Annotated in this window: 23 protein-coding genes; 14 read left to right on the top strand and 9 right to left on the bottom strand. The window is 46.1% G+C overall.

Features of this window, described 5'->3' with window-relative positions; translation table 11 throughout:
* Positions 1-117: 117 nt before the first annotated feature.
* The 4 genes from ACTRXF_RS08715 (at position 118) to ACTRXF_RS08700 (ending at position 5,152) form a co-directional block, all read left to right on the top strand.
* Positions 118-2,007, top strand: a complete 1,890-nt coding sequence (locus ACTRXF_RS08715) for an ABC-F family ATP-binding cassette domain-containing protein (protein WP_474278705.1) — start codon at positions 118-120, stop codon at positions 2,005-2,007.
* Between the two features lie 164 nt (positions 2,008-2,171).
* On the top strand, positions 2,172-2,525 hold the full coding sequence (locus ACTRXF_RS08710; RefSeq protein WP_022794628.1) for a winged helix-turn-helix transcriptional regulator: 354 nt from the start codon (positions 2,172-2,174) through the stop codon (positions 2,523-2,525).
* The gene (locus tag ACTRXF_RS08705) at positions 2,525-3,079 is read left to right on the top strand and encodes a 3-dehydroquinate synthase II (RefSeq protein WP_474263662.1); all 555 of its coding nucleotides are present in this window, start codon (positions 2,525-2,527) and stop codon (positions 3,077-3,079) included. Before ACTRXF_RS08710 ends, ACTRXF_RS08705 begins: the two co-directional genes overlap by 1 nt.
* A 192-nt stretch (positions 3,080-3,271) precedes the next feature.
* Positions 3,272-5,152 carry a cation:proton antiporter gene (locus ACTRXF_RS08700; protein ID WP_474263660.1) on the top strand — a complete coding sequence of 627 codons (1,881 nt, stop codon included), beginning with the start codon at positions 3,272-3,274 and terminating at the stop codon, positions 5,150-5,152.
* A 96-nt stretch (positions 5,153-5,248) separates the two neighbouring features.
* On the opposite strand, the gene ACTRXF_RS08695 is transcribed toward ACTRXF_RS08700, so the two are convergent.
* Together ACTRXF_RS08695 and ACTRXF_RS08690 are read right to left on the bottom strand one after the other, a co-directional pair.
* On the bottom strand, positions 5,249-6,250 hold the full coding sequence (locus tag ACTRXF_RS08695; RefSeq protein ID WP_474264220.1) for an NADP-dependent oxidoreductase: 1,002 nt from the start codon (positions 6,248-6,250) through the stop codon (positions 5,249-5,251).
* A 21-nt stretch (positions 6,251-6,271) separates the two neighbouring features.
* Positions 6,272-6,787, bottom strand: coding sequence for a cupin domain-containing protein (locus ACTRXF_RS08690; protein WP_474278703.1), 516 nt, complete (start codon positions 6,785-6,787; stop codon positions 6,272-6,274).
* A gap of 165 nt (positions 6,788-6,952) precedes the next feature.
* Between ACTRXF_RS08690 and ACTRXF_RS08685 the strand changes: the two genes are divergently transcribed.
* From ACTRXF_RS08685 to ACTRXF_RS08675, 3 genes are all read left to right on the top strand, one after another.
* On the top strand, positions 6,953-7,273 hold the full coding sequence (locus tag ACTRXF_RS08685; RefSeq protein ID WP_091616031.1) for a DUF2325 domain-containing protein: 321 nt from the start codon (positions 6,953-6,955) through the stop codon (positions 7,271-7,273).
* Between the two features lie 18 nt (positions 7,274-7,291).
* On the top strand, positions 7,292-7,744 hold the full coding sequence (locus ACTRXF_RS08680) for a hypothetical protein (RefSeq protein ID WP_474278701.1): 453 nt from the start codon (positions 7,292-7,294) through the stop codon (positions 7,742-7,744).
* A 101-nt stretch (positions 7,745-7,845) separates the two neighbouring features.
* Positions 7,846-8,745 (top strand): diacylglycerol/lipid kinase family protein, encoded by a 900-nt coding sequence (locus ACTRXF_RS08675; RefSeq protein WP_474264226.1) that lies wholly within the window; start codon positions 7,846-7,848, stop codon positions 8,743-8,745.
* Positions 8,746-8,772: 27 nt separating this feature from the next.
* Here ACTRXF_RS08675 and ACTRXF_RS08670 read toward each other — a convergent pair whose 3' ends face one another.
* The gene (locus ACTRXF_RS08670; protein ID WP_474278699.1) at positions 8,773-9,891 is read right to left on the bottom strand and encodes an oxidoreductase; all 1,119 of its coding nucleotides are present in this window, start codon (positions 9,889-9,891) and stop codon (positions 8,773-8,775) included.
* Between the two features lie 218 nt (positions 9,892-10,109).
* Here ACTRXF_RS08670 and ACTRXF_RS08665 point away from each other — a divergent pair, with 218 nt between their 5' ends.
* From ACTRXF_RS08665 to ACTRXF_RS08650, 4 genes are all read left to right on the top strand, one after another.
* Positions 10,110-10,430 (top strand): DUF3870 domain-containing protein, encoded by a 321-nt coding sequence (locus tag ACTRXF_RS08665; protein WP_091616040.1) that lies wholly within the window; start codon positions 10,110-10,112, stop codon positions 10,428-10,430.
* A gap of 98 nt (positions 10,431-10,528) precedes the next feature.
* Positions 10,529-11,689: a DUF819 family protein gene (locus ACTRXF_RS08660; protein ID WP_474264230.1), complete on the top strand. Its 1,161-nt coding sequence runs from the start codon at positions 10,529-10,531 to the stop codon at positions 11,687-11,689.
* Between the two features lie 15 nt (positions 11,690-11,704).
* Positions 11,705-12,790, top strand: coding sequence for a dipeptide epimerase (locus tag ACTRXF_RS08655; RefSeq protein WP_474278697.1), 1,086 nt, complete (start codon positions 11,705-11,707; stop codon positions 12,788-12,790).
* Positions 12,787-13,791, top strand: a complete 1,005-nt coding sequence (locus tag ACTRXF_RS08650) for a C40 family peptidase (protein ID WP_474278695.1) — start codon at positions 12,787-12,789, stop codon at positions 13,789-13,791. Before ACTRXF_RS08655 ends, ACTRXF_RS08650 begins: the two co-directional genes overlap by 4 nt.
* Positions 13,792-13,828: 37 nt before the next feature.
* Here ACTRXF_RS08650 and ACTRXF_RS08645 read toward each other — a convergent pair whose 3' ends face one another.
* Positions 13,829-14,011, bottom strand: coding sequence for an SE1832 family protein (locus ACTRXF_RS08645; protein WP_322526008.1), 183 nt, complete (start codon positions 14,009-14,011; stop codon positions 13,829-13,831).
* A gap of 145 nt (positions 14,012-14,156) precedes the next feature.
* Here ACTRXF_RS08645 and ACTRXF_RS08640 point away from each other — a divergent pair, with 145 nt between their 5' ends.
* On the top strand, positions 14,157-14,981 hold the full coding sequence (locus ACTRXF_RS08640; RefSeq protein WP_474263471.1) for an ABC transporter ATP-binding protein: 825 nt from the start codon (positions 14,157-14,159) through the stop codon (positions 14,979-14,981).
* A gap of 58 nt (positions 14,982-15,039) precedes the next feature.
* Here ACTRXF_RS08640 and ACTRXF_RS08635 read toward each other — a convergent pair whose 3' ends face one another.
* The 3 genes from ACTRXF_RS08635 to ACTRXF_RS08625 form a co-directional block, all read right to left on the bottom strand.
* Positions 15,040-17,067: an iron ABC transporter permease gene (locus ACTRXF_RS08635; RefSeq protein ID WP_474278693.1), complete on the bottom strand. Its 2,028-nt coding sequence runs from the start codon at positions 17,065-17,067 to the stop codon at positions 15,040-15,042.
* A gap of 2 nt (positions 17,068-17,069) precedes the next feature.
* Complete coding sequence (locus tag ACTRXF_RS08630) at positions 17,070-18,092, bottom strand: ABC transporter substrate-binding protein (protein ID WP_474278691.1); 1,023 nt, start codon at positions 18,090-18,092, stop codon at positions 17,070-17,072.
* 102 nt (positions 18,093-18,194) lie between these two features.
* On the bottom strand, positions 18,195-18,554 hold the full coding sequence (locus ACTRXF_RS08625) for a DUF1499 domain-containing protein (RefSeq protein WP_462864905.1): 360 nt from the start codon (positions 18,552-18,554) through the stop codon (positions 18,195-18,197).
* 157 nt (positions 18,555-18,711) lie between these two features.
* On the opposite strand from ACTRXF_RS08625, the gene ACTRXF_RS08620 reads away from it, so the two are divergent.
* Entirely contained in the window at positions 18,712-19,383 is a 672-nt protein-coding gene (locus ACTRXF_RS08620; protein WP_474278689.1) for an MBL fold metallo-hydrolase, read from the top strand.
* 11 nt (positions 19,384-19,394) lie between these two features.
* Positions 19,395-19,811 (top strand): nucleoside deaminase, encoded by a 417-nt coding sequence (locus tag ACTRXF_RS08615; protein ID WP_474278687.1) that lies wholly within the window; start codon positions 19,395-19,397, stop codon positions 19,809-19,811.
* Between the two features lie 10 nt (positions 19,812-19,821).
* Here the strand turns inward: ACTRXF_RS08615 and ACTRXF_RS08610 are convergent, their stop codons facing one another.
* Both ACTRXF_RS08610 and ACTRXF_RS08605 read right to left on the bottom strand, forming a co-directional pair.
* Positions 19,822-20,250 (bottom strand): hypothetical protein, encoded by a 429-nt coding sequence (locus ACTRXF_RS08610; protein WP_474278685.1) that lies wholly within the window; start codon positions 20,248-20,250, stop codon positions 19,822-19,824.
* Positions 20,251-20,287: 37 nt separating this feature from the next.
* Entirely contained in the window at positions 20,288-21,775 is a 1,488-nt protein-coding gene (locus tag ACTRXF_RS08605) for an aldehyde dehydrogenase family protein (RefSeq protein ID WP_474278683.1), read from the bottom strand.
* Positions 21,776-21,793 lie beyond the last annotated feature (18 nt).

The raw sequence follows: 21,793 nt of genomic DNA, 5'->3' as shown, positions 1-21,793 counted from the left end.
TTCCCAGCCTGATGGGAAGTGCTTTTTTGTTTTTTGGACTTTAAACAGCCCTGTGTTTTTCAGGAGCACGAGCAAGTATGCTAAGATAGGAAAGGACGAGAAAGGAACGGTGAGAACATGAGTCTGCTTGTAGCAGAAAATCTATACCAGACAACCGGCACCAAGGTGCTGTTTGACCATATTTCATTTACGATCGAGCCCGGAGACCGTATCGGGCTGATCGGCGTTAACGGCACAGGGAAATCTTCGCTTCTCCGCGTGATTTCTGAAATTGATTCTTCGGAAAAAGGAAAGCTTCAGCACTCCAAACAGCTGAGAATTGAATACCTTCCACAGGATCCTGAGCTGCCGGAGGAAGAAAATTTGATTGATTATTTGTATGAAGGCTCTTCCGATATCATGAAAGCAGTGAAAGATTACGAAAAAGCTCAGGCCCGTCTGGAGCAGGAGCCTGAAAGTGAAGCTGCACAGGAACAGTGGATGAAGGCCCAGCAGAAAATGGACCAGCTCGGAGCATGGGAAGCAGGTACTGTAGCCCAGCAGGTGTTAAACAGACTGGGGCTGACGGTCTATAACCAGAAAATTAATGAACTCTCCGGCGGCCAGCGTAAAAGAGCTTCCATTGCCCGGGCTCTCATTCAGGACTGTGACATTCTTATTCTTGACGAACCGACGAACCATCTCGACGACGAGTCCATTAACTGGCTTGAAAAATATTTATCCAACTATAATGGAGCTTTAATATTAGTTACACACGACCGTTATTTCTTAAACAGAGTAACGAATAAAATCTTTGAATTGGAACGCGGCCGTCTGTATGAATATGACGGCAACTATGAACTGTTTCTGGAAAAGCGGGCCGAGCGCGAAGCAAATGAAGCGCACGCCGAAGCAAAACGGCAGAACACATTAAAGCGGGAGCTGGCCTGGCTTCAGAAGCAGCCGAAAGCTCGCGGCACAAAACAAAAAGCCCGGAAAGAGCGGGCGGAGTCTTTGAAACAGCAGGAGGGACCGCCGAAAAAAGAAGAGCTGCAGGTTCCGGTAGGTTCTACGAGACTTGGAAAGAAAGTAATAGAGGCGGAGGACCTGGAAAAGTCCTACGGAGACAAGAATATGTTTTCGCAGTTTAACTATATGTTTACCCCTGGAGAAAAAATAGGGATTGTCGGTCCAAACGGAACTGGGAAAACGACGCTTTTAAACATTCTTGCCAACCGTATCGACCCCGATGCGGGGAATGTAGTGTACGGCCCAACTGTAAAGCTTGGCTACTACTCGCAGCAGCAGGAAGAATTGGATGAATCAAAGCGCGTGCTCGAATACATTCGTGATATTGCTGAAGTTATTTATACTGTTAACGGTGAAAGTATTTCGGCTGAACAGATGCTTGAACGCTTTCTATTCGAACGGGAAGACCAGTGGACGTATATTTCCCGGTTGTCCGGCGGAGAAAAAAAGAGGGTGTACCTGCTCAGTATTTTAATGACCGAGCCGAACGTATTGTTTATGGATGAGCCGACAAATGATCTGGACGTGCAGACACTCAGCGTACTCGAAGAATACCTGCAGCAGTTCCCCGGCGTAGTCGTCACCGTTTCCCACGACCGCTATTTTCTTGACCGGGTAGCTGAAAAGCTGTTTGTTTTTAATGAATCATCCCAGGTTACCTTATTCGAGGGAAATTACTCAGAATTTATGAGTTCAGAAAAGGATGCTTCCCGGCCGGCGCTAAGTAAAGAGAAGAAGCCGGAGCCATCAGCTGTCAGGAGCGCAGTTGGGGAGAAGAAAAAAATGTCCTATAAAGAAAAGCAGGAATGGGATCAGATCGAAGAGCGTATTGCCCGCCTTGAAGATGAACTGGCGGAAGCAGAGCAGCAGATGGAGCAGAGCGGCAGTGACCTCGCGGCCATCGAAAAGTGGTCCAACATCCAGAAAGAAACCAATGAAAAGCTGGACCAGGCGATGACACGCTGGGCCGAGCTCTCAGAAATAGCAGAGGAACAGTAAAAGCCAGCAGTCTCTTAAATGAGGCTGCTGCTTTTTTTGACGAAACAGGTTCTAAACGTTTATTCACTTGACTTTAAGGCTATAATACCTACATATAATATATTTGCACATACTTATATTGGAATATATAGTAGTGTCTTTTTTTAGATTAAAGGAGTGAAAGAATGACCATAGAAGAAAGAGAAAATATAAAAATAACGCTCGACAAAGTATGCGGGAAATGGAAAGCAGTCATTCTAATGGAGCTCGTCGGGAAAACGCTCCGTTTCAGTGAGATTAAACAGCAGCTGCAGCAGATTAATCATCAGACATTAATCAAGCAGCTCAAAGAGCTTGAGCATGACGGCTTAGTATTGCGCCACGCTTACGCGGTAGTACCACCAAAAGTGGAATACTCCCTGACAAGCTACGGGGAGTCACTCGAATCTCTCCTTCGGGAACTGGAAAAATGGGGAAGAGAACACAAAATGAAAATGGAGGAAGAAGGCAAAAGCTCCTCCGGAAGCAGTGGGTGCTGATGAGTATGATGGAAAATGATGTATGGAAACTTGGTATCGTGGAAGCCATAGAGCCGATGGGAGAAGGATCGCGTGTCTGCATAGACGCAGCAGATATCTTATCTCCAGCTGAAGGTCTGCTTGTCGGAGACACAGGGCACGGGTACGTTTATACGCTTTCGGAAAACCGTACAACCAGTACGTATCCAGCCCGCGTGTTTCGTATCAACGCCGGCGCTGTGCATCAGTATATTTTCGAAGAAGAGAAGACAAGGTATCTCGCAGAAATAGAACATGATGAGCCGGTAACTGTGTACGAAGGCACAGCTTCACGCCAGGTGCCGGTAGGCAGGGTGAAAATTGAAAAACGCGAACTCGTGAGAATAAAGGTCCGCGCAGGGGACGTAAATTTGTCAGCTACTCTGCAGTGGGCAGACAGCGTTTATTTAATGACGGATCAATATGAGCCGATGGCTTTAAAAGACTGCCGGCCGGGAGATCGGATCTACTGCAGAATCGATGAGCCGGGACGCCATCTCGGTCAGTCCATTCAAGAAGAAATAGAGGAGCGGTAACGAAAAGCATGCTTTGTGTAAAAGCGTGCTTTTTTATGAAAAAATATATTTTTATAAACTGCTTTGATTGAAACGATAGGGTTTAGTATAGTATCTTTTTATTTCAAGTGATTAAAAAGTGAAAGGAATACGAATTACATACAAGATTAAACCCAAAGATAAAAAAATGGGAGTGGAAAGAAGGGAAAATATATGCTGGACTCTCTATTGTTTCAACTAATGCTGATCGGTGCCGTCGGAATCGGCTCCCAGTGGCTGGCCTGGTTCTCCAGGCTGCCGGCCATAGTCGTTATGTCTGTTGCCGGACTTTTGATCGGGCCGATATTTGGGCTGATTAATCCTTCCGAAGCATTTGGCGATCTGTATGGCCCTATCGTATCGATTGCTGTAGCCATAATATTATTTGAAGGAAGCTTGAATCTTGATTTCAGGGGGCTTCAGGGGCTTCAAAAGCCTGTGTATCGTATCATCACAATAGGAGCTCTTCTGGCCTGGATACTTGGTTCATTAACAGCCCATTTTGTGGCTGGCTTATCATGGGAAGTATCCTTTATTATCGGTGGTTTGCTGATCGTTACGGGCCCTACCGTCATTCTGCCGCTCCTCCGGCAGGCCAAGCTGAAGCCGAGGCCGGCCCGAATACTTAAATGGGAAGGTATTGTCGTTGACCCGTTTGGTGCTCTCCTGGCAGTGTTTGCGTTTGAAATTATCCGGACCTTTACCTCCGAAGAGTCCACCTTCGTCTCGCTCGTCAATTTCTTTATGGCCTCGTTGTTTGCTGTTTTTCTGGGGATTCTATTCGGTAGAATTATCGGGTGGACCTTTGAACGTGGTCATGTGCCGGAGTTCCTGAAATCTCCGGTCGTTCTCTCCATGGTGATTGCAAGCTTTGTCATTTCTGACGTAGTTATGCATGAAACGGGATTGTTGGCCGTCACTGCGATGGGAATGACGCTTGCAAATCTTCATATAAGCTCCATCAGCGACATGCAGCACTTTAAAGAAAATATTTCTGTGCTGCTGATTTCGGGTATATTTATTATGCTGACAGCATCACTCGACCGGGATACACTGATGCAGATTTTCGATCCGCAAATTATTGCTTACGTTCTTTTGATGCTGTTTTTAGTTCGTCCGCTTTCAATCTGGCTGTCGACCATGGGGACCGATTTAACATTCGGGGAAAAAGCTCTTATCGGCTGGATTGCTCCCCGGGGAATTGTAGCTTTGACGGTAGCAGGGTATTTTGCGAATGTCCTTGAAGAATACAACTACGCCGGGGCTTCCATTATTACCCCGCTTACGTTTGCGCTCGTGTTTGCGACTGTATGCTTCCACGGGTTTACGATTGGGCCGCTTGCCAGAAAGTTAAACCTTTCAAAAGAGGGGCTTCCGGGAGTTCTGTTTGTAGGAGGAAGCTCCTTCACTACAAGCCTTGCCCAAAAGCTGAAGGAAATGAATGTGCCGGTATTGATTGCCGATTCTTCGTTTGAACATTTGTTCAACGCACGTAAAGCAGGAATCGCTTACTACCGGGGAGAGATTCTTTCCGAGCAGTCGGAGTATTCACTGGACATGACTCCCTATAATAAAATTATTGCGGCTACCGACCGGGATTCTTATAATTCGCTCGTGTGCACCACCTTTGTCCCTGAATTCGGAAGGAAGGATCTGTTTCAGCTCAGCTGGCATCAATCAGACCGGAATGAACCCGATGAATTGATGAGAAAGGTCGGTGGCCGCGTTCTGTTCGAAAAAGGCGCGACATTTGAAGAGCTGAACTGGAAAGTAGATGCAGGTTACGTGTTTAAATTAACGTCTTTAACAAAAGAATATCCGTACCAGTCCTATTTAAATGACCGGGCGGAAGATGTAGTGCTGATCGGTATTCAAAAACCGACTGGACGTCTGGAATTCTTTGCTGTTGATAATGCAATAAAGCCTGAGGCAGGAGACAAAATTCTCAGCCTGAGTCCGCCAAGCAACCATGAAGTAAAAAAGAAAGAGGAACTAAAGGAACAGTCAAGAGAAAAACAAACTGTTCGGAAGCCTTCAGGCCCCTCCTTAAATTAATGAAACTATAAAAAGCCGCCTGTCCAATGTATTATGGATAGGCGGCTTTTTCGCAGTGTACCTCCTGCGGCGCGTGAAAGCAGCGGCGTTTTGACTTTATTGGGAAACATCCACGAGCAGCTTGCCCGTGTTCCGGCCGGTGAACAAACCGATGAATGCTTCTGGAATACGATCAAACCCAGTGAGAATTGTTTCTTCATACTGCAGGTCCCCGGAAGCTACCCAGGCTGCAAGCTGTTTGGTTGCTTCTTCAAATTCATCAGCGTAATCGCCTACAATGAAGCCTTTCATCAAAGCGCTTGATTTAATGAGTTTGAATTGGACTCTCGGTCCGTAATTGTCCGGATCATTATACGTAGAGATTGCCCCGCACTGGACCACCCGGGCGAATTTATTTAAATGATCGAGCACAATATCGCTCATTTCGCCCCCGACGTTATCGAAGTATACGTCTACTTTGTCGGGACACGTCCGCTTGATGGCTTTTGTTAAATCTTCTGTTTTGTAATTAATTACTTCATCAAATCCAATGCTTTTCATATAATCCAGTTTTTCATCGGTACCTGCAATACCGACCACCCTGGCGCCCTGCATTTTGGCAATCTGGCCGGCAAGCGAACCAACAGCGCCGGCTCCCCCGGAGATAACGAACGTTTCTCCCTGCTTAGGCTGACCGATACTGAGCGTGCCGAAATAAGCAGTGAGTCCGGGCATGCCGACAGCGTTCAAATACGCAGAAACCGGAGCTGCTTCCGCCTGTACCTTTCGTACATCCGAAGCACTCACGTTAACGTATTGCTGCCACGGCAGATTGCCGGTCACGTAATCACCTTCGTTTAAAGAATCATCGCGGCTTTCAACCACCTTCGCAATGGCGCCGCCGGCAATTGGTTTGTGAAGCGGAAAAGGAGGAACGTAAGATTCGCGGTCGTCCATTCTCCCTCTCATATAAGGATCCACAGAAATGTAAATCATTTGAAGAAGCACTTCTCCTTCAGCGGGAGCACCTATTTCTATATGCTTAAATGCAAATGTGTTTTTGTCAGGGAGGCCTTTTGGTCTTTCGTGTAAAAGTATTTGTCTCGTTTTCGTCGCCATTTTATACTAGCTTCCTTTCGTTTATGAAAAGTTTTTCCAATAAGTAAATAGTGGTCCGTCTAAGCCGAAAACGGGATCGGAATCGGGTAGAGGAACGCGGTAAATATTATTAATTTTTTCAGGGCGCTCGGAAGGGTCACCGGTACACATATCATAATCCGAGCCGCCTGGATAAGCACCAATAACTGCAAAGTCTTCACTCTGGTCAATGAGCTTATGCCCATATCCAGCGGGAAGAATCAATATGTCGCCGTGTTTTACATTAAGCTGCCGCCCCTGTTCGCCACCTATATGCAAAAGGGCGGAACCACTTACGCAGCCAAGCACCTCATGCGAATTACTGTGATAATGATGGTATTTAAAGACACTTCCTTTCCATGCTCCCAGCCAGTTATTTTCATTAAAAAGTTCTTTAACATCCTCAGAGCCGGTGACAGTCTGTTCATAAACGAGCACAGGAAAACTAGGATGATTAGGTATTGTACCGTTATCTCCCACGGTAAATGTTTCTATATGAACTTCTTCGCGGCTTTTCATACAAGTACCTCCCTTTTTGACTGACTGGCGGCATACTCTCTCAAGTATATTCCACATAAAGACAGAATAAAAACTTCGGGCTCAGGAATAAACATTGACATTGAGAATCGTTTTCAATAAACTATACATAACAAATGAGAATTATTTTCAAATAGGAGGATAAACATGGACGGATTGATGATCATTGGAGCAGACAGACTGGGAGCCATTCCCGACCGGTTAAAAGAATTAGGCTTTCAGGACATCAAGCATGTCAGCGGGCGAAAAGTAAAAATGGTGCAAAAGGAAATTCCGCCAAATATTGATCTGGTGCTTGTGCTTACTGATTTCATCAATCACAATGTTTCCGCCAAGTTAAAGGAACGGGCCAAAAATCAAAATGTACCTATTTGTTATGCGAAAAGATCCTGGTGTTCTATTTATAAAGCATTGAGTAACAGTGACGAAGTGTGTGCAAAGTGCCCGATGCTTCAAAAATGTGATTAACGAAGGAGCGGTATAGAGATGAAAAAACAGCATCATGCGAAAAGAATAACGCCTGAAATTAATGATTTATTTATTTCTATTATTCAGAATGTAATGAAAGAATTAACTGGAGCAAAGATTGAGAGTCAGCTGGATGTAGTAAAATGTGTGAAAAAACATTGGAAAAAAATCGGTATTTCCTCGCCGGAACAGGAGTCGCAAAAAGTTGTGCTGTATGCAGCCCTGATGGATGAATGCCTGAAGGCTTACCGGAACATAAAAACGCTGCGGGGAGCACAGTTTATTTCTCTCGAAAAAGGAGGGGCCTGGCTTACCGGAAAAAACCCGAAGGAAGTGCATGTTTTGACATATACGGAAAGCGCAAGCATGAAATCGGTATGGAGACGCCAACCCTGCCCGCCCGAAGCAGAGCGCATGTATTGGTCTAATTTATATACTGGCACCAGACGGATGATTCTGCACTGCAAATAGAAAGCATCTCCCTTGTTTTTTTCTCTCTGGAAATGGGAATATACGGTTAGCGTCTTCTAAATAAGAAGCCGTGTATTTGACAGGATAGGGGAGACGTTCATATGTATCAAAAAGCTTTACTTATTATTAACGGAAACAAAGACGTTAATGAAAAACAAAAGCAGTTAAATACATTTATCCAGGTATGGGGAACTTCCATTGTGGAGCTTGTTATCAGGCAGACACAATCCAAAGACGATGTGCGTGAAACATGCGCTTCGATAGATGAACAGGTAGAGGCGGTATTTATTGCCGGCGGTGATGGGACAATTCATGAAAGCATCAACGGGCTGATGGAGTCACCATATGCCCCTGATGTAGGCGTGCTCCCGTACGGCACCTGTAATGATTTCTCCAGGTCTCTCGGTTTGGCACAGAACCCAAAAAAGGCTATGACAGATATGCTCGAAAAGAATACGAAAGAAATTGATATAGGCTCCATGAATGAGCGTTTCTTTGCTAATTTTTACGGTATAGGTTTAATTGTGGAAACGTCGGAAAACATTGATGAAAACTTAAAAGGTGCTATCGGAAAGTTAAGCTATTTCATCAGTACACTGCAAACTGTTCAGAATCCGGAAGTTTTTTCTTATCAAATGAAAATTGACGGAGAAAACTATACTGGGGAAGCGGTAATGATTCTGATCATGAATGGCCACTCCATCGGTACAAACCAGGTGCCGGTAGGAGACACCACGATGCAGGATGAGCAGTTCGAAATCTTCATTATCCCGGAAGGCGGCAACAGCCTGATGAGAGAATTTTTTGCAACAATGGGGACTAAGGAAATTGATAATGAAAACAGTCCTATTGAGCACGTGCTTGGCAGAGATATTGAGTTGACTACAGATCCAGTAAAACAGGCAGACACGGACGGGGAGGTTTATACGGAAACGCCTGTGAAAATTAAGTTAGGGGAGAAAAAAATACGGTTTCTCGTTTCCGCAACCCCTGCACAATAGGAGAGGCCAATCCGGCCCCTCCTTTTTTTATTCTTTGAAGATGTTTTGTTCAAGCTCTGCTTCTTTCACATTAGCAAGCGGCTGCATAATAAGAGTAGGATCGAAGCTGTTCATCGACTGACCATGGAGAATGCGGTGGGGAGCGTCGGGATTAGCCAGGGCAGTTCTGCCGAGAGAAACAAAATCAGCAGCATTTTCATTGATAGCATGGGAGGATTTTTCGGGATCTCCAAGATTCCCATTGGCAACGACGGGTAGGCCACTGTATTCTTTAGCCGCCTGGGCCATGCTTAAGGTGTCATTTCCAAAGCCCTCGCCGAGGCCGTCGCCGTCTGTAGTATGAATATAATCGAGTGGCGTCTTCCCGAGCTCGGAGAATATGACTGTGGCGTCTGCTTCCCCTCCCGGCCAGCGGTAAGACCCATCCGTAACTTTGGCCTGCGAAATACGGATGCCAAGAATAGGAACCGGCCCTATGGCTTCGCGAACGGCTTCGACGACTTCATTAAGAAAGCGTACGCGATTTTCTACAGGACCGCCGTACTGGTCTGTACGTTTATTAGTGGATTCAGAAAGAAACTGATCAAGCAGATAGCCATTCGCCCCGTGAAGCTCTACACCGTCAAATCCTGCTTCTGCGGCACGGAGGGCTGCCTCCACAAATCCCTGCTTAGCGGTGTCCATATCATTTTCATCCATGGCCTTCGGGACGGGGAAAGCCCCCTGTCCGCCGTAGGAAGATACTTTTTCAGCGGGAGGCTGTACGGGAGAAGCGGAAGCAGTCTCGCTTGTGTATTGATTATACTGGGACTGAGCGCCGGCATGCATGAGCTGGGCAATCATTTTGCTTCCATGCTCTTTGACTGCTTGAGTAATCGGCTTCCATCCTTCCTGATGATGTTCATTGGCGAGTCCGGGCTGATTGGCGTATCCCTGGCTGTAGATTTCATCGGTGTAAATTCCCTCCGAAATAACAGCGGAAAAACCGCCAAGAGCATAACGCTCATAGTATCTGCGCATCCGGTCATTCGGCGTACCATCGTCATCTGCGCTAATCCGTGTCATCGGAGCGACAATCAGCTTGTTTTTAAAAATGTGGTTGCTTATATGCTGTTGGTTAAATAAAATATTTTCAACTTGGGACATACTACTCCTCCTAAATCTTCGTATCTTTCTCTACTATGTCTTTCCCTTTTTCAGCATTAGGAAACTGACTGAAAGTTCAAAAGCGAAGGATAAATAAAAATAAGAATTGCGTAATTTAGAAAAGTACGATATCATAATTTTCAAACATATTACTCCTCTGGTAAAAGGAACCTTTACCCAAAGCGTTCTTCTTTTAGCAATCAGGTGGTGAAAAACATTTGTACAACAAGAATACTATTTACATTGTGGGAGAGGCTAAATCTCCTTCGAATAACCCGATCACTGAACAATATCAGGTATTTTTTATTGGATTTGTAGTGGATACTCTAACGGATGAAATCCTGGAGGCAGAATGTTCTGCTATTCTTTCTTTAACAGCCCGGTTTGTAAAAGAAATATTCGCAGGAGCTTCGATTCAGGAAAGTGAGCATCTTGTAGAAATTATTCAAAAACGTTATCACGGCTCGTCCCAGAAAGCGATGATTGTTGCCCTGCGCAACGCCAGCTTAAAGTATAAGCAAATAAAGGCTGATATGTAAGCAGTGCTGCTTTATCTTACCGGATAAAACCCAGCAAAGAGATCTTTTCTCTTTGCTGGGTTTATTTATATTTAACAATCTAAAGGAGGTTATTCAGCATGATAGAAAACGGAGCTCTTTACATTAGTGTTTTGATTGCGATGGTTGCACTTCTCGTAGGTACGGAAAAAGTGACAAAAAGTAAATTTTTTAAGTACGTACCTACAGTGGTGCTCATCTACATCGTTGCCGCTCTGTTAAACACCTTTGGGGTATTCAGTGGCTCCGAGGCTCTCGGGGAGTTAAATTCAGGCATACGTTCTCTTCTACTGCCGGCAATGATATTTCTATTTTTATTAAACTGTAACATTCTGCAGATTATCAAACTGGGGCCAAAAATGCTGCTTAGCTACGTTGTAGCTGTGATTAGTATAGTTGGCGGTTTTACGGTTACATATTATATTATGCAGGGTTTTTTAGACACGGAAACGTGGAAGGCTTTTGCAGCCCTGGCTGGTTCATGGACGGGAGGTTCAGCAAATCTTGTAGCGCTGCAGGGGATTCTTGAAGTCCCTGAGAATTTATTTGGCTATGCTTTAATTATGGATACAGTAAACTATTCGTTTTGGGTAATGCTTTTATTTTGGCTTGTTCCTTTCCAATTCGCATTCAACCGGTTTACAAAAGCGAAAACAGAAAGCATTGATCAGATGCAGTATAATTTGTCTCTTGAGGAAAAAGAAACAAAACCTCTAACATACGTAGAAATTATTGTCTGCTTAGGATTTTCTATGCTGGTAGCTTCGCTTGCCATTGCAGTAGGAAATACGCTTCCTGAAGCTGGTAATGCTGTGAATGCAACAACGTGGACGATATTAATTGTTACCGTTTTGGGTCTGGGTCTTGCTGTAACGCCGGTTGCCAGGTTAACGGGGACAATGGATATAGGCTATTTGATGCTTTACACGATCATAGCTCTAATTGCTTCCAACGCAGATTTTTCAAATATTGCTGAAGTTCCAGCGTATATTATCTCCGGATTTATGATTTTATTTTTCCACGGAGCTATTATGCTGCTTTTAGCAAAACTGTTCCGGCTTGACCTTTTTACCCTCGGCATCGCAAGTCTAGCCAATATTGGAGGTATGGCCTCTGCTCCGGTGCTTGCAGGAGCCTTCAGCCGTACTCTGGTCCCAATAGGCGTAATGATGGCATTAATTGGCTCATTTATGGGCACAGTCGTCGGTGTCGCGGTAGCGGAAATCTTATCAAGAATTTAAGAGGCGGGATGTTGAATGGAAATAGCTTCTCTTAAAACGAAAAGAAAAATCATTCCTTTGAATCGACCGTTTGTTACGTCCATAAGGACAGTTACAAGCATTGAAAATGTTGAAGTAAGTGTAATACTGACTGACGGTACTATAGGGAAAGGGGGAGCAGCTCCAGCTCTTGCTGTGACGGGAGAATCTCCTTCAAGCATCGAAACAGTTATTAACGGTCCGGCTGCAGAGGCACTTGCAGGAGCAGAAAACGAAGCTCTGCAGGAAAATGTACGGAGAATTAAGCAGAGCTGCTACGGGAACCCCAGTGCCAAAGCAGCAGTGGAAATGGCTGTTATAGATGCATTTGTTCAAAAGCGCCACTGCAGTCTCCTGCAGTGGCTGGGAGGAACACCGACTGTATTTGAAAATGATATGACGATCAGTATGGAAGAACCAGCACAAATGAAAAATACAGCAGAACAATATATAAACGAAGGTTACCTCTATTTGAAAATGAAAGTCGGAGATGATATCAAAAAAGATCATCAAAGAATCCGCGCCATCACTGAAGTGCTTCCCCAAGGCGTCATGTTGAGAATTGATGCCAACCAGGGGTGGACTTCTAAAGAAGCAATAGCATTTATTCAGCAGCTTGAAAAAGAACACATCCCGGTACAGTTTATAGAACAGCCCGTAGCAGCCGATGACTGGGCCGGTTTAAAAAAAGTCACAGAATCTACCAGAATGCCTATTATGGCGGATGAAAGCTGTAAAACGTATACAGATGCCAGCAGGCTCATCGAACAGCGTGCCTGCGACATGATTAATATTAAACTCATGAAATGCGGGGGGCTGCTGGAGGCGTGGAAAATTGCTGATATTGCAGAAGCGTCGGGTGTTCCGTGCATGATGGGAAGCATGATGGAATCGACAATAAGCGTTTCGCCGGCAGCTGAGCTGGCGCTTGCCCATCCTAATATTAAGATGGTGGATTTGGACGCCCCAAAATGGCTGCAGGAAAACACTGTTACTGCCGTATCTTTTGAAGGGCATCAGGTACAAGCAATGAATCCCGCGCAGAGGGCGCATATCAAATATGAAAAGGGGGAACTGCGATGAAGAGAGGTCACTGGATTTCAACTGTTATGATTGCAGTTATAGGAGCAGCATTCACGGCCGGCTCTGCGAGTGCAGCAGAAGTGAATGAGACGGCTTATACAGAGGTGAGTGCAATGACGATGTGGACGGAGCCGGATATTCTCCGGGAAATTGATCTTCCCTCAGCCTCCAACCCGGCCAGCCTGAATGAATGGACAGCGTCGATGAGCGTAGATGAAAAGCTCTGGCTCGTTGGGAATCTGGAAAGCCAGGCGTTGTTTGGCTCAAAGGTGCACGTTCTTGAAAAAAAGAATGGATGGGTAAAAGTAGCAGCGGAAGGCCAGGAGACTCCAAGAAATGAATTGGGTTATCCCGGGTGGGTCCCGGAAGAACAAATAACCGAGAGTAATCGGATGGAAAAATTAGAAGATGAACCATTTGCTCTCATTACTTCTCCGACCGCAGAATTAACTTATGATAAAAAGGGGAGAAAAAATTACAAAGACCTGAGCTATAACACCCGTTTACCGGTTGTAAAGGAGCATCAGGGAGAAGTCTTGGTAGCTACCCCTTCGGACGGAAATAAGTGGGTTGATGCATCAGATATTGAAATATATGATAGCGAGGAAGATATTCCATCCCCTGGGGCGGAGGATATTATTGCAGACGGAAAACAGTTTCTCGGCCTTCCATACCTATGGGCAGGGATGTCAGGGTTTGGATTTGACTGTTCAGGGTTCACACATACTATTTTTGCCGCTAATGGCATAGAAATTCCGAGAGATTCCAGTGTACAGGCAGAGCAAGGTCATCGAGTAGCTAAAGAAGATCTGGAGCCGGGGGATCTTTTGTTTTTCGCCTATGATAATGGGGAAGGACGGGTCCACCACGTCAGTATGTACATCGGCGGTGGTGACATGATTCATTCGCCGAATTCCCGGAGCGCAGTTGAAATCGTAAATCTGGAAGATTCCGGGTATGCAGATGAGTATGCGGGTGCAAGAAGATATTTAGATAAATAATTCGAGATAAAAGAAAAGCGGGCCAGTCGCGGCCCGCTTATTTATTGTATTCCCTAATTTGTGTATTAATCTCGTGCATTTCCTTTTCAAGAATGTCGAGCTCGCGCATAATGCCGTCTGTGTTGCCTCCGAAAGATTCAAGTTTTTCCAAATCTCCCTGTATGCGTACATAATCTGATTTTAACATGTCCAACTTATGATCAAGTTCACGAAGAGTCATAGCAGCATCCGCCTCCATAATAAATTTGTGCATCTGTTTGCTATTTTAACTCAAAATCGTTATAATTTTAAATGAAAATCATTATCAATTTTATAAACGGCCTGGAATAAGATTAAGATTGCAGAAAAGAAAGGGGCTTGCGACGGTGGCAAGACTTCAAGCAGAGCAAGTAGACGTTTCTTACGAAAATAAACAAGTCCTGAAAAATATCAGCGTTGACATACCTGAAGGAAAAATTACTTCTATTATCGGGCCAAACGGCTGTGGGAAATCCACGATCCTGAAATCCCTGTCCCGTATACTGACCCCTGAAGAAGGCGGCGTGTACTTAGACGGCAAATCCATTCATGAAATGAAAACAAAAGATGTGGCCAAAAACATGGCAATGCTTGCTCAGACTCCGGATATTCCGCTTACGTTGACAGTGGAACAGCTGGTATCATTCGGCCGGCATCCGCATCGCAAGCGTACCCGGAAATTAACTTCAGAGGACCACGAGGCTATTCAGGGCGCCATGAAAGACACGGGAGTTTTAGAATTTGCGGGTCGCACGCTAGATTCCCTGTCAGGCGGACAGCGCCAGCGGGCCTGGATCGCAATGGCCCTTGCCCAGGATACGGACCTGCTGCTGCTCGATGAGCCGACTACTTACCTGGATATGGCCCATCAGCTTGAAGTTCTTGAACTGCTTCAAAAGCTGAATGAGAAAGAAAGCCGAACGATTGTAATGGTGCTTCATGATTTAAATCATGCTGCCCGCTTTTCCGATCATTTAATTGCCATGTGCAGCGGAGAAGTACAGTGTATTGGCTGCCCTAATGACGTTATTTGTAAAAATGTACTCAGGCAGGTATTTGGCATTGATGCCCATGTGGTAACCGATCCAAAGAGCGGCAAACCCCTTTGCATGACGTATGATTTAATCGAGCGCACCCCTGCTTCTGCCACGGACTTATCACAGACGAATTAAAAACAAGTAAAGCCAAGAACCCCTTCCGCGGGTTCTTGGCTTTCTTTCTGCATGATTATTACGATTTAGAGCTTCTGTGCATCAGCCATAAAAAGAACGGGGTACCGATCACAGCAGCCACGAGTCCCGATGGGATTTCATCAGGGGCGAGCACGGTGCGTCCGATCGTATCGGAAAACACAAGAAGAGAGCCGCCGATAAACAAAGCTACAGGAAAAATGCGCATGTAATCCTGCCCGACAAGCATACGGGCTAAGTGAGGCGCTACAAGTCCGATGAAGCCAATCGTGCCAACGGCAGCTACTGCCATGGCGGCACAGAAGGTGGCAAGCAGTACAGCGGTCCAGCGGGCAAAGGTTAAACGTTCTCCAAGAGCGATCGCTGTCTGGTCCCCGAGCGCAAGCACATTTAGGGAAGGCGCTAAATACCAGGCAAGCGGTATACTTACGGCAAGCGGGAGCAGCAGAAACTGCTGAAGCTCTTCGTAGCCAGTCGCATACGTACTGCCGGACAGCCATGTTAAAGCAGCGGCAGCGTTTAAATTAAAACGGGTTATCATAATTTGTGACAGGGCGCCGCCCACAGCAGACAGGGCGATACCGAGAAGCGCCAGTACAGCGGGGTGAAATTTAGTTTTCCAGGAGAAAAACAAAATCACACCTACCGCTGCGAAAGCCCCGGCAATAGCGCCAATCGGAATAAAGGCAGTTGGAATGTCCCTGAAAAGAAAAAGCACAAACAGAGCACCCGCGCCTGCTCCTGAAGTCACCCCGAGCACTGAAGGATCTGCGAGGGGATTGCGCAGAATACCCTGATACAGCATGCCGCTTAGTGCAAGCAGCATGCCAGCTGTAAGCGCCGTTAAAAGCCTTCCGAGCCTTAAGTCGAATATGATGAACCGCTGGCCGCTGCCTTCCTCTGTGAAGAGTGCCTGCCAGGTGTCCACAAAGCTGAAGCCTGTGGAGCCACTGGCTAATCCCGCATAAAAAACGAGGGCGGTAAATGTTACAGCACCTGTTAAAACGACAGGGTATTTCAGCTCCCGCCTTTTACGCCCGCCCCCAATAGCACTTTGCTGCTCTGTGCCGAAAAAAGAGCCCCGGTGCTTTAAAATCAGCCACACAAGAAACGGAGCGCCGACTATCGAGGTAACAGCACCAACAGGGAGCTCACTGAGGGAAGGGTCAACCGCTCTTCCAAGCACGTCGGCCCCGATGAGGAGCACGGCTCCCCAAAGCATGGAACCAAACAGAAGATTGGAATGAAGCTGATAGCCCATCAATCGTGTCAAATGAGGAGCTACCAGGCCGATAAATCCTATGGGTCCAACAACACTTACGACGATGGCAGTAAGACCTACGGCAAGAAAAAACATCAATGCCTGCGTAGCCCGTACGTTTTCTCCAAGTGTAGCCGCCTGGTTTTTACCGAGAAGCAGGATATCGAGGCGGGGAGCGTAAAAGAACACCAGAAATAAAAGCACAATCAGTACAGGAAACACAAAGCGGACTCCGCTCCAATCCTGCTGCACAAGAGTGCCATTTCCCCACAAGAACAAGCCGGCTGTCTGCACTTCAAAAAATATTTGCAGAACAGCGGTAAATGACGAAAAGGCGATAGAAAGCACAAGCCCGGCCAATGCCATCCGGACCGGTGTAGCTTCAAGTCCGCCGGCCATCGTAAACACCATCAATGCTGCCAAACACCCGCCGACAAACGCAGCAATGAATCCGCTTAGGCCCAGCCAGTCCGGCAGTATTGTAGCAAAAGCAACGATAAAGAAATAGGCTCCCGCATGGACGCCTAAGGTACTCGGCGCTGCCAGAGGATTTTTTGTGATAGTTTGAAAAATAACACCGGAAGCAGCTAAAGCTATACCAGAAAGTATGCCGATAACGATCCGCGGCAGATACACAGTCCGGAAAATACTGCTTTCTGTAGATTCGGTATTCTGAAGGAGATCCCACCAGAAACGAACTGAAAAAGTACCGGTGCTCTGCACAAGGTGAAGATATACTAGCAGCAAGAGAAGAGCTGCTCCGCTAGTATACAGCAGAACAGCTCTTGAAATGAAAGGCGAATTCATAATTACTCCTCATTTGTTAAAGCGTCTGCAACCTCTTCAGCGAATACTTCGGATGAAAGCGGACCGCCATAAGGCCATGTAGAGCTCGGAAGACGGTGAACATCATCGTTTTCGACGAAAGAAAGGCTGTTCCATACTTCATTATTATTCAGCGTTTCTTCAATATTATCACGATCGCCTTCCGGTGTGGGGATATCTATAAACGTCTGGTCCTGATAATCCTCGAGAGCGTCGACGCCTGTTTCGGTATAGCCGTATTCTTCAAACTGTTCAGCCTCATAGGCATTCTCGACACCAATCTGGTCCATCGTCTGGGCGGCAAGCGAATTGTCGGCAAACAGACGGAAAGTAACATTTTCATTTGCCAGATAAGAAAGGGAAAGCAGTACTTCTTCATTATCCTGGCCAGCGTCTTCAATTTCTGTTGACAGGTCGTCGTAGGTGCTGTCCAGATCATTTAATACCTGCTCCGCCTGGTCTTCCTCTCCAACAGCTGTGGCGATGCTCTCAAAGGTTGATTCCATCTCCTCGTACTGATTGCCTTCTCCTTCTGGAGGATATGGATTATACATCAGCGTCGGTGCAATTTCTTCAAGCTCTTCTTTGATATCTTCATGACGGTAGCCGGCAGTGATAATCAAATCGGGTTCAAGTTCGGCAATGCGCTCGAGGCTTGGCTCCTGTCTCGTCCCAACGTCCTGCACATCTCCGGAAGGAGCGGGCTCGATATCGGATAAATAATCGTTATAGCCGTCCAGGTCAGCAATACCGGCAGGCTGCATACCCAGAGCGAGCAAGTCTTCTGCATACACCCATTCAAGGGCGACTACATCTTCTGGTGTTTCCTCGAGTGTTACTTCGTTGTCATACCCATCTGTTACCGTCACAGATTCGCTGTTTTCAGAAGATTCCTCATTGCTGCCGGATTCCTCCGAGCCGCTGCTGTCGTCTGAAGAGCTGCATGCAGCAAGTGAAAGCGATAAAGCGGGTATCGTTAAAAATGTTAAAAAAGTCTTTTTATTCATATGTATATCCCCCTAATTGAAAAAGATTATCAATATCAACAAACCCGACTTTACTATAAAAGGGGGAGGAATTCAATAAAAACAAGAAATTTTTCTTATTTATTATTCATTATTTTGGTCATAAAACCGGGCAGTAATTTCTTTCATTCTATTTTTATTTTTACCCATATCACCTTTGCCGAGCCTTGAAGCCGAACGGAAATGGACGTGCCCATGATTTCCGAAATAAAATACGACGTCATCCTTGAATTTAAGTACCGGGGTCGTGAATACAGCCGAAATATAGTTATCATCCTCATGAACAATTTCCGCATACTTCTGCTGCTGAATGATATGTCGAATAGTGCTTTTCGCTGTTTCCGGGCTGCCTGAATACTGGATGGGCTCCATGTAATGACGTTTATCTTCAGGGGAGCTCATGGTGGAAACGCAATTTGGACTGTTAGGGCAGGGGGAGAGCATAAATAACATCCTTTCGCGGTAGAATTTTATATACAATATTGTGTACACTGTAAACAGATGATTAGATTTAGATCAGCGTTATTCTCTTTCCCGAAAAAATAAAGCGTTAATCGGAAGCAGGAAGGGAAGGGAAAAGGAAGAAAGGAGTGGATCGCAGATGGTGAAAGTAAGCCAGGTGAGTGAAAATATTATTAAGGTGCACATGAAAGTAGGTATTACCATCAGCGCCTGGGTCGTGAAGCATGAGAACGGATCAATCATTATCGATACGGGCATCCGGCCAATGGCGCCGAGAATTTTAAAAGAAGCAGCGCGTTTTGGACGGGTTCAGATGATTTTATTAACCCACGGTCATCCGGATCATGTAGGCGGACTCGCTTATATTCAGGATAAAGTAAATGCACCTGTTTATATTCATGGGCTCGAGATTCCTTACATAACGGGGGAAAAACCTTATCCTAACCGTAAAAAACCGACCGATTATACAAAAGGATTTTCTGTAAAGCAGCTGCCGGGGGACAGCCGTGGCGTTTTTCATTCCATGATGGGAATTGATCCATATTTTACGCCGGGGCACTCGCCGGGTCATACCGCTTATTATCATAAAAAAGATGATGTGCTGATCACTGGCGACATGATTACTTCTAAAAATGGACGTATAGGCCCTCCAATGAAACAGTTTACTGCTAATATGGACCGGGCGATGCGAAGCACGAAAACTATACAGAAAGTGGCTCCTGGAAAATTATCAATCTGTCACGGAGAAGATCTGGAGTATTCGCAGCATCTTTACAGCGCCTTCGTAAATGAATACCAGTCTAAAGTATAGGGGGCACGGTTATGTACAATGAGTCTTTAATGAAGCGGGCGGTCCAGCTGGCCCAGAGGGTAAAAAAAGAAGGAGAAGGGGATCCTTTTGGGTGTGTCATTGTCCGGAACGGGGAAATAGTGGCAGAGGAAGGGAACAAAACGTTTAAAACCTTCGATCCGACGACTCATGCTGAGCTCGAAGCAATAAGGACCGCTTCGCGGCTCTTAGAAACTACGGATTTAAGTGACTGCGAGCTGTATACGAGCGGTGAGCCGTGCCCAATGTGTGAAGCTGCCATCAATTGGAGCGGCATTCCGGTAGTATACACGGCAAAAACAGCAAAGGAGGCCGAACAAGCCGGCCTCCTTCCAGTGCCCGAAGCAACCTACGAGATGCAGTACAAACCACTTCAGGATAAAACACTCGATCCATACCTTAAAAAGTAGACCGGGGCGATTAAAGCAGAAAAAAACGAAAATAAATAAGTATGCCCAGGTAGATAATTAATAATAATGCAGACATGAGCAGAATAAACCACATGTATAAAAGCGGCACGTGATGTGACTGCTTTTTTATTGTGATTGCAGCGAGGGTTGTTGTTGTTCCGAGCGTAAGCAGAATCAGCACGACCAGCCAGGTGGCAATGGATGGCCACGGTAGAAAATAAACAAAGGGCATAAGCATCAGCAGTACACACATTGTATAAAACGCATAAAGCGATGTTTTATACAGGCGTGTGTCCTTTTGACGCTCTTTGTGCTGCCGCCGCCGGTCCAGTCTACTGTTTGATTTTTCCCCATTCGCGGAAGCAGGCTGAAGTGTCTGCTTAACACGGTCCCACAGCTTTTTCGGGGTGAATGCTCTCCATTTTGATGAACTTCCCATTTTTCATGCTCCTAAAGGCAGGCGGAAAACATCAGCATTACGGCTGGCGTGTGAGGCCCATAAACGTTTGCAAAAATGATTTCCAGTTACGGTTTCTGCCATAGTAATAGTCGATGATCTGCGAAAGTGATTCGAACTTTCCTTCATAAGGATACCATAAAATTTCGCTGTTCATACTCCCTCTTGCACTCATAACGGACGTTTCAATACTGAATGAACGCATGCCTGCGGTGGAGTGGTAGGATCCAATGCCGCTCTGTTTCGTGCCTCCATAAGGAAGGTAGTGATTGGCAGCGTGGGATATTACATCATTGATCATGAAGTTGCCCGTGCGGACCTTTGCAGTGAAGTTTGCCGCAAGCTCCTGATCGGAAGTGAAAATGGATCCGCTCAGACCGTAAACGGTATCGTTGAACAGCTCGAGCGCCTCGTCTATTGTAGAATAGGTCCGTACTGAAAATACAGGACCGAAAGTCTCTTCCTTCCATACCCGCATTTCTCCGGTTACTCCAGTCAAAACAACCGGTTCGATTGTCAGGGTTTGGTCGTCCCACTGTTCCGGAGGTTTCCCGGCTATTTGTTTGGCCCCCTGGTCAAGTGCTTCCTGGACCTGGCTGTAGACAATATCCCACTGCTTTTTTGTCGTCATCCGACCGATTTCATACTCCTTGTCGCCATCCCGGCGCAGACCGGCGATGGTACTACGTACACTGTTCAAAAATTCCTCCTGAACCTCTTCGTGCACTATCACGCGCTCGACAGATAGACAGACCTGGCCACTGTTCATGAAAGCCCCCCAGGAAGCAGCATTCGCCGCCCGTTCCACGTTTGCATCCTCATGAACGACCATAGCATCCTTTCCGCCCAGTTCGAGGGTGGTAGGGATCAAATGCTCGGCGGCCTGCTTCTGGATAACCTTTCCTGTCGCGACCGAGCCCGTGAAATGAATGTAGTCCGGCTGCTGCTCAATCATTAAGCGTCCAGTTTCAGCTCCGCCGTGAAGGACTTGAAAAACTCCCTCAGGAAAAAGCCCCGAGATTTTTTCAAGAAGAAGGCTCGCAAGCGGCGTTTCTGCGGAAGGCTTTAAAAGCACGCAGTTTCCTGCGGTCAGAGCTTCGACAACAGGGATAAGAGAAAGCTGAAACGGAAAATTCCATGGAGAGATAATAGCAATTTTTCCTCGGGGCTTCCGGATAATTGATGAATTTTTACCCATGAAAATCATTGGGGTTCTGACCCGCTCACGGTTGAAAAGGCCGGGAGCTTCTTTTTCAATGTGGCGCAGTGCTTCAAGCACTGGAATGACTTCAGAACCCATGGCTTCAATAGGTGGTTTTCCTGTAGCGGAGGAGATAATGTCAGCAATCTCTTCGCGAAGCTCGCTAATAGTAAAACGAAGCAGCTGTATGTAGCTCAGCCGTTTCTCTATAGGCAGAGAAGCCCAGGGAGCGAAAGCATCATCGGCCTTTTGCCAGGCGGCCAGTATTTCTTCTTCATTAGATGAATGAACGGTTGTTGAATCCAATGTTGACACCCTTTCTGA

The organism is Marinococcus sp. LNHM3E3-2.2, assembly GCF_056034385.1.
This window is presented reverse-complemented; position numbering and strand designations above follow the sequence as displayed.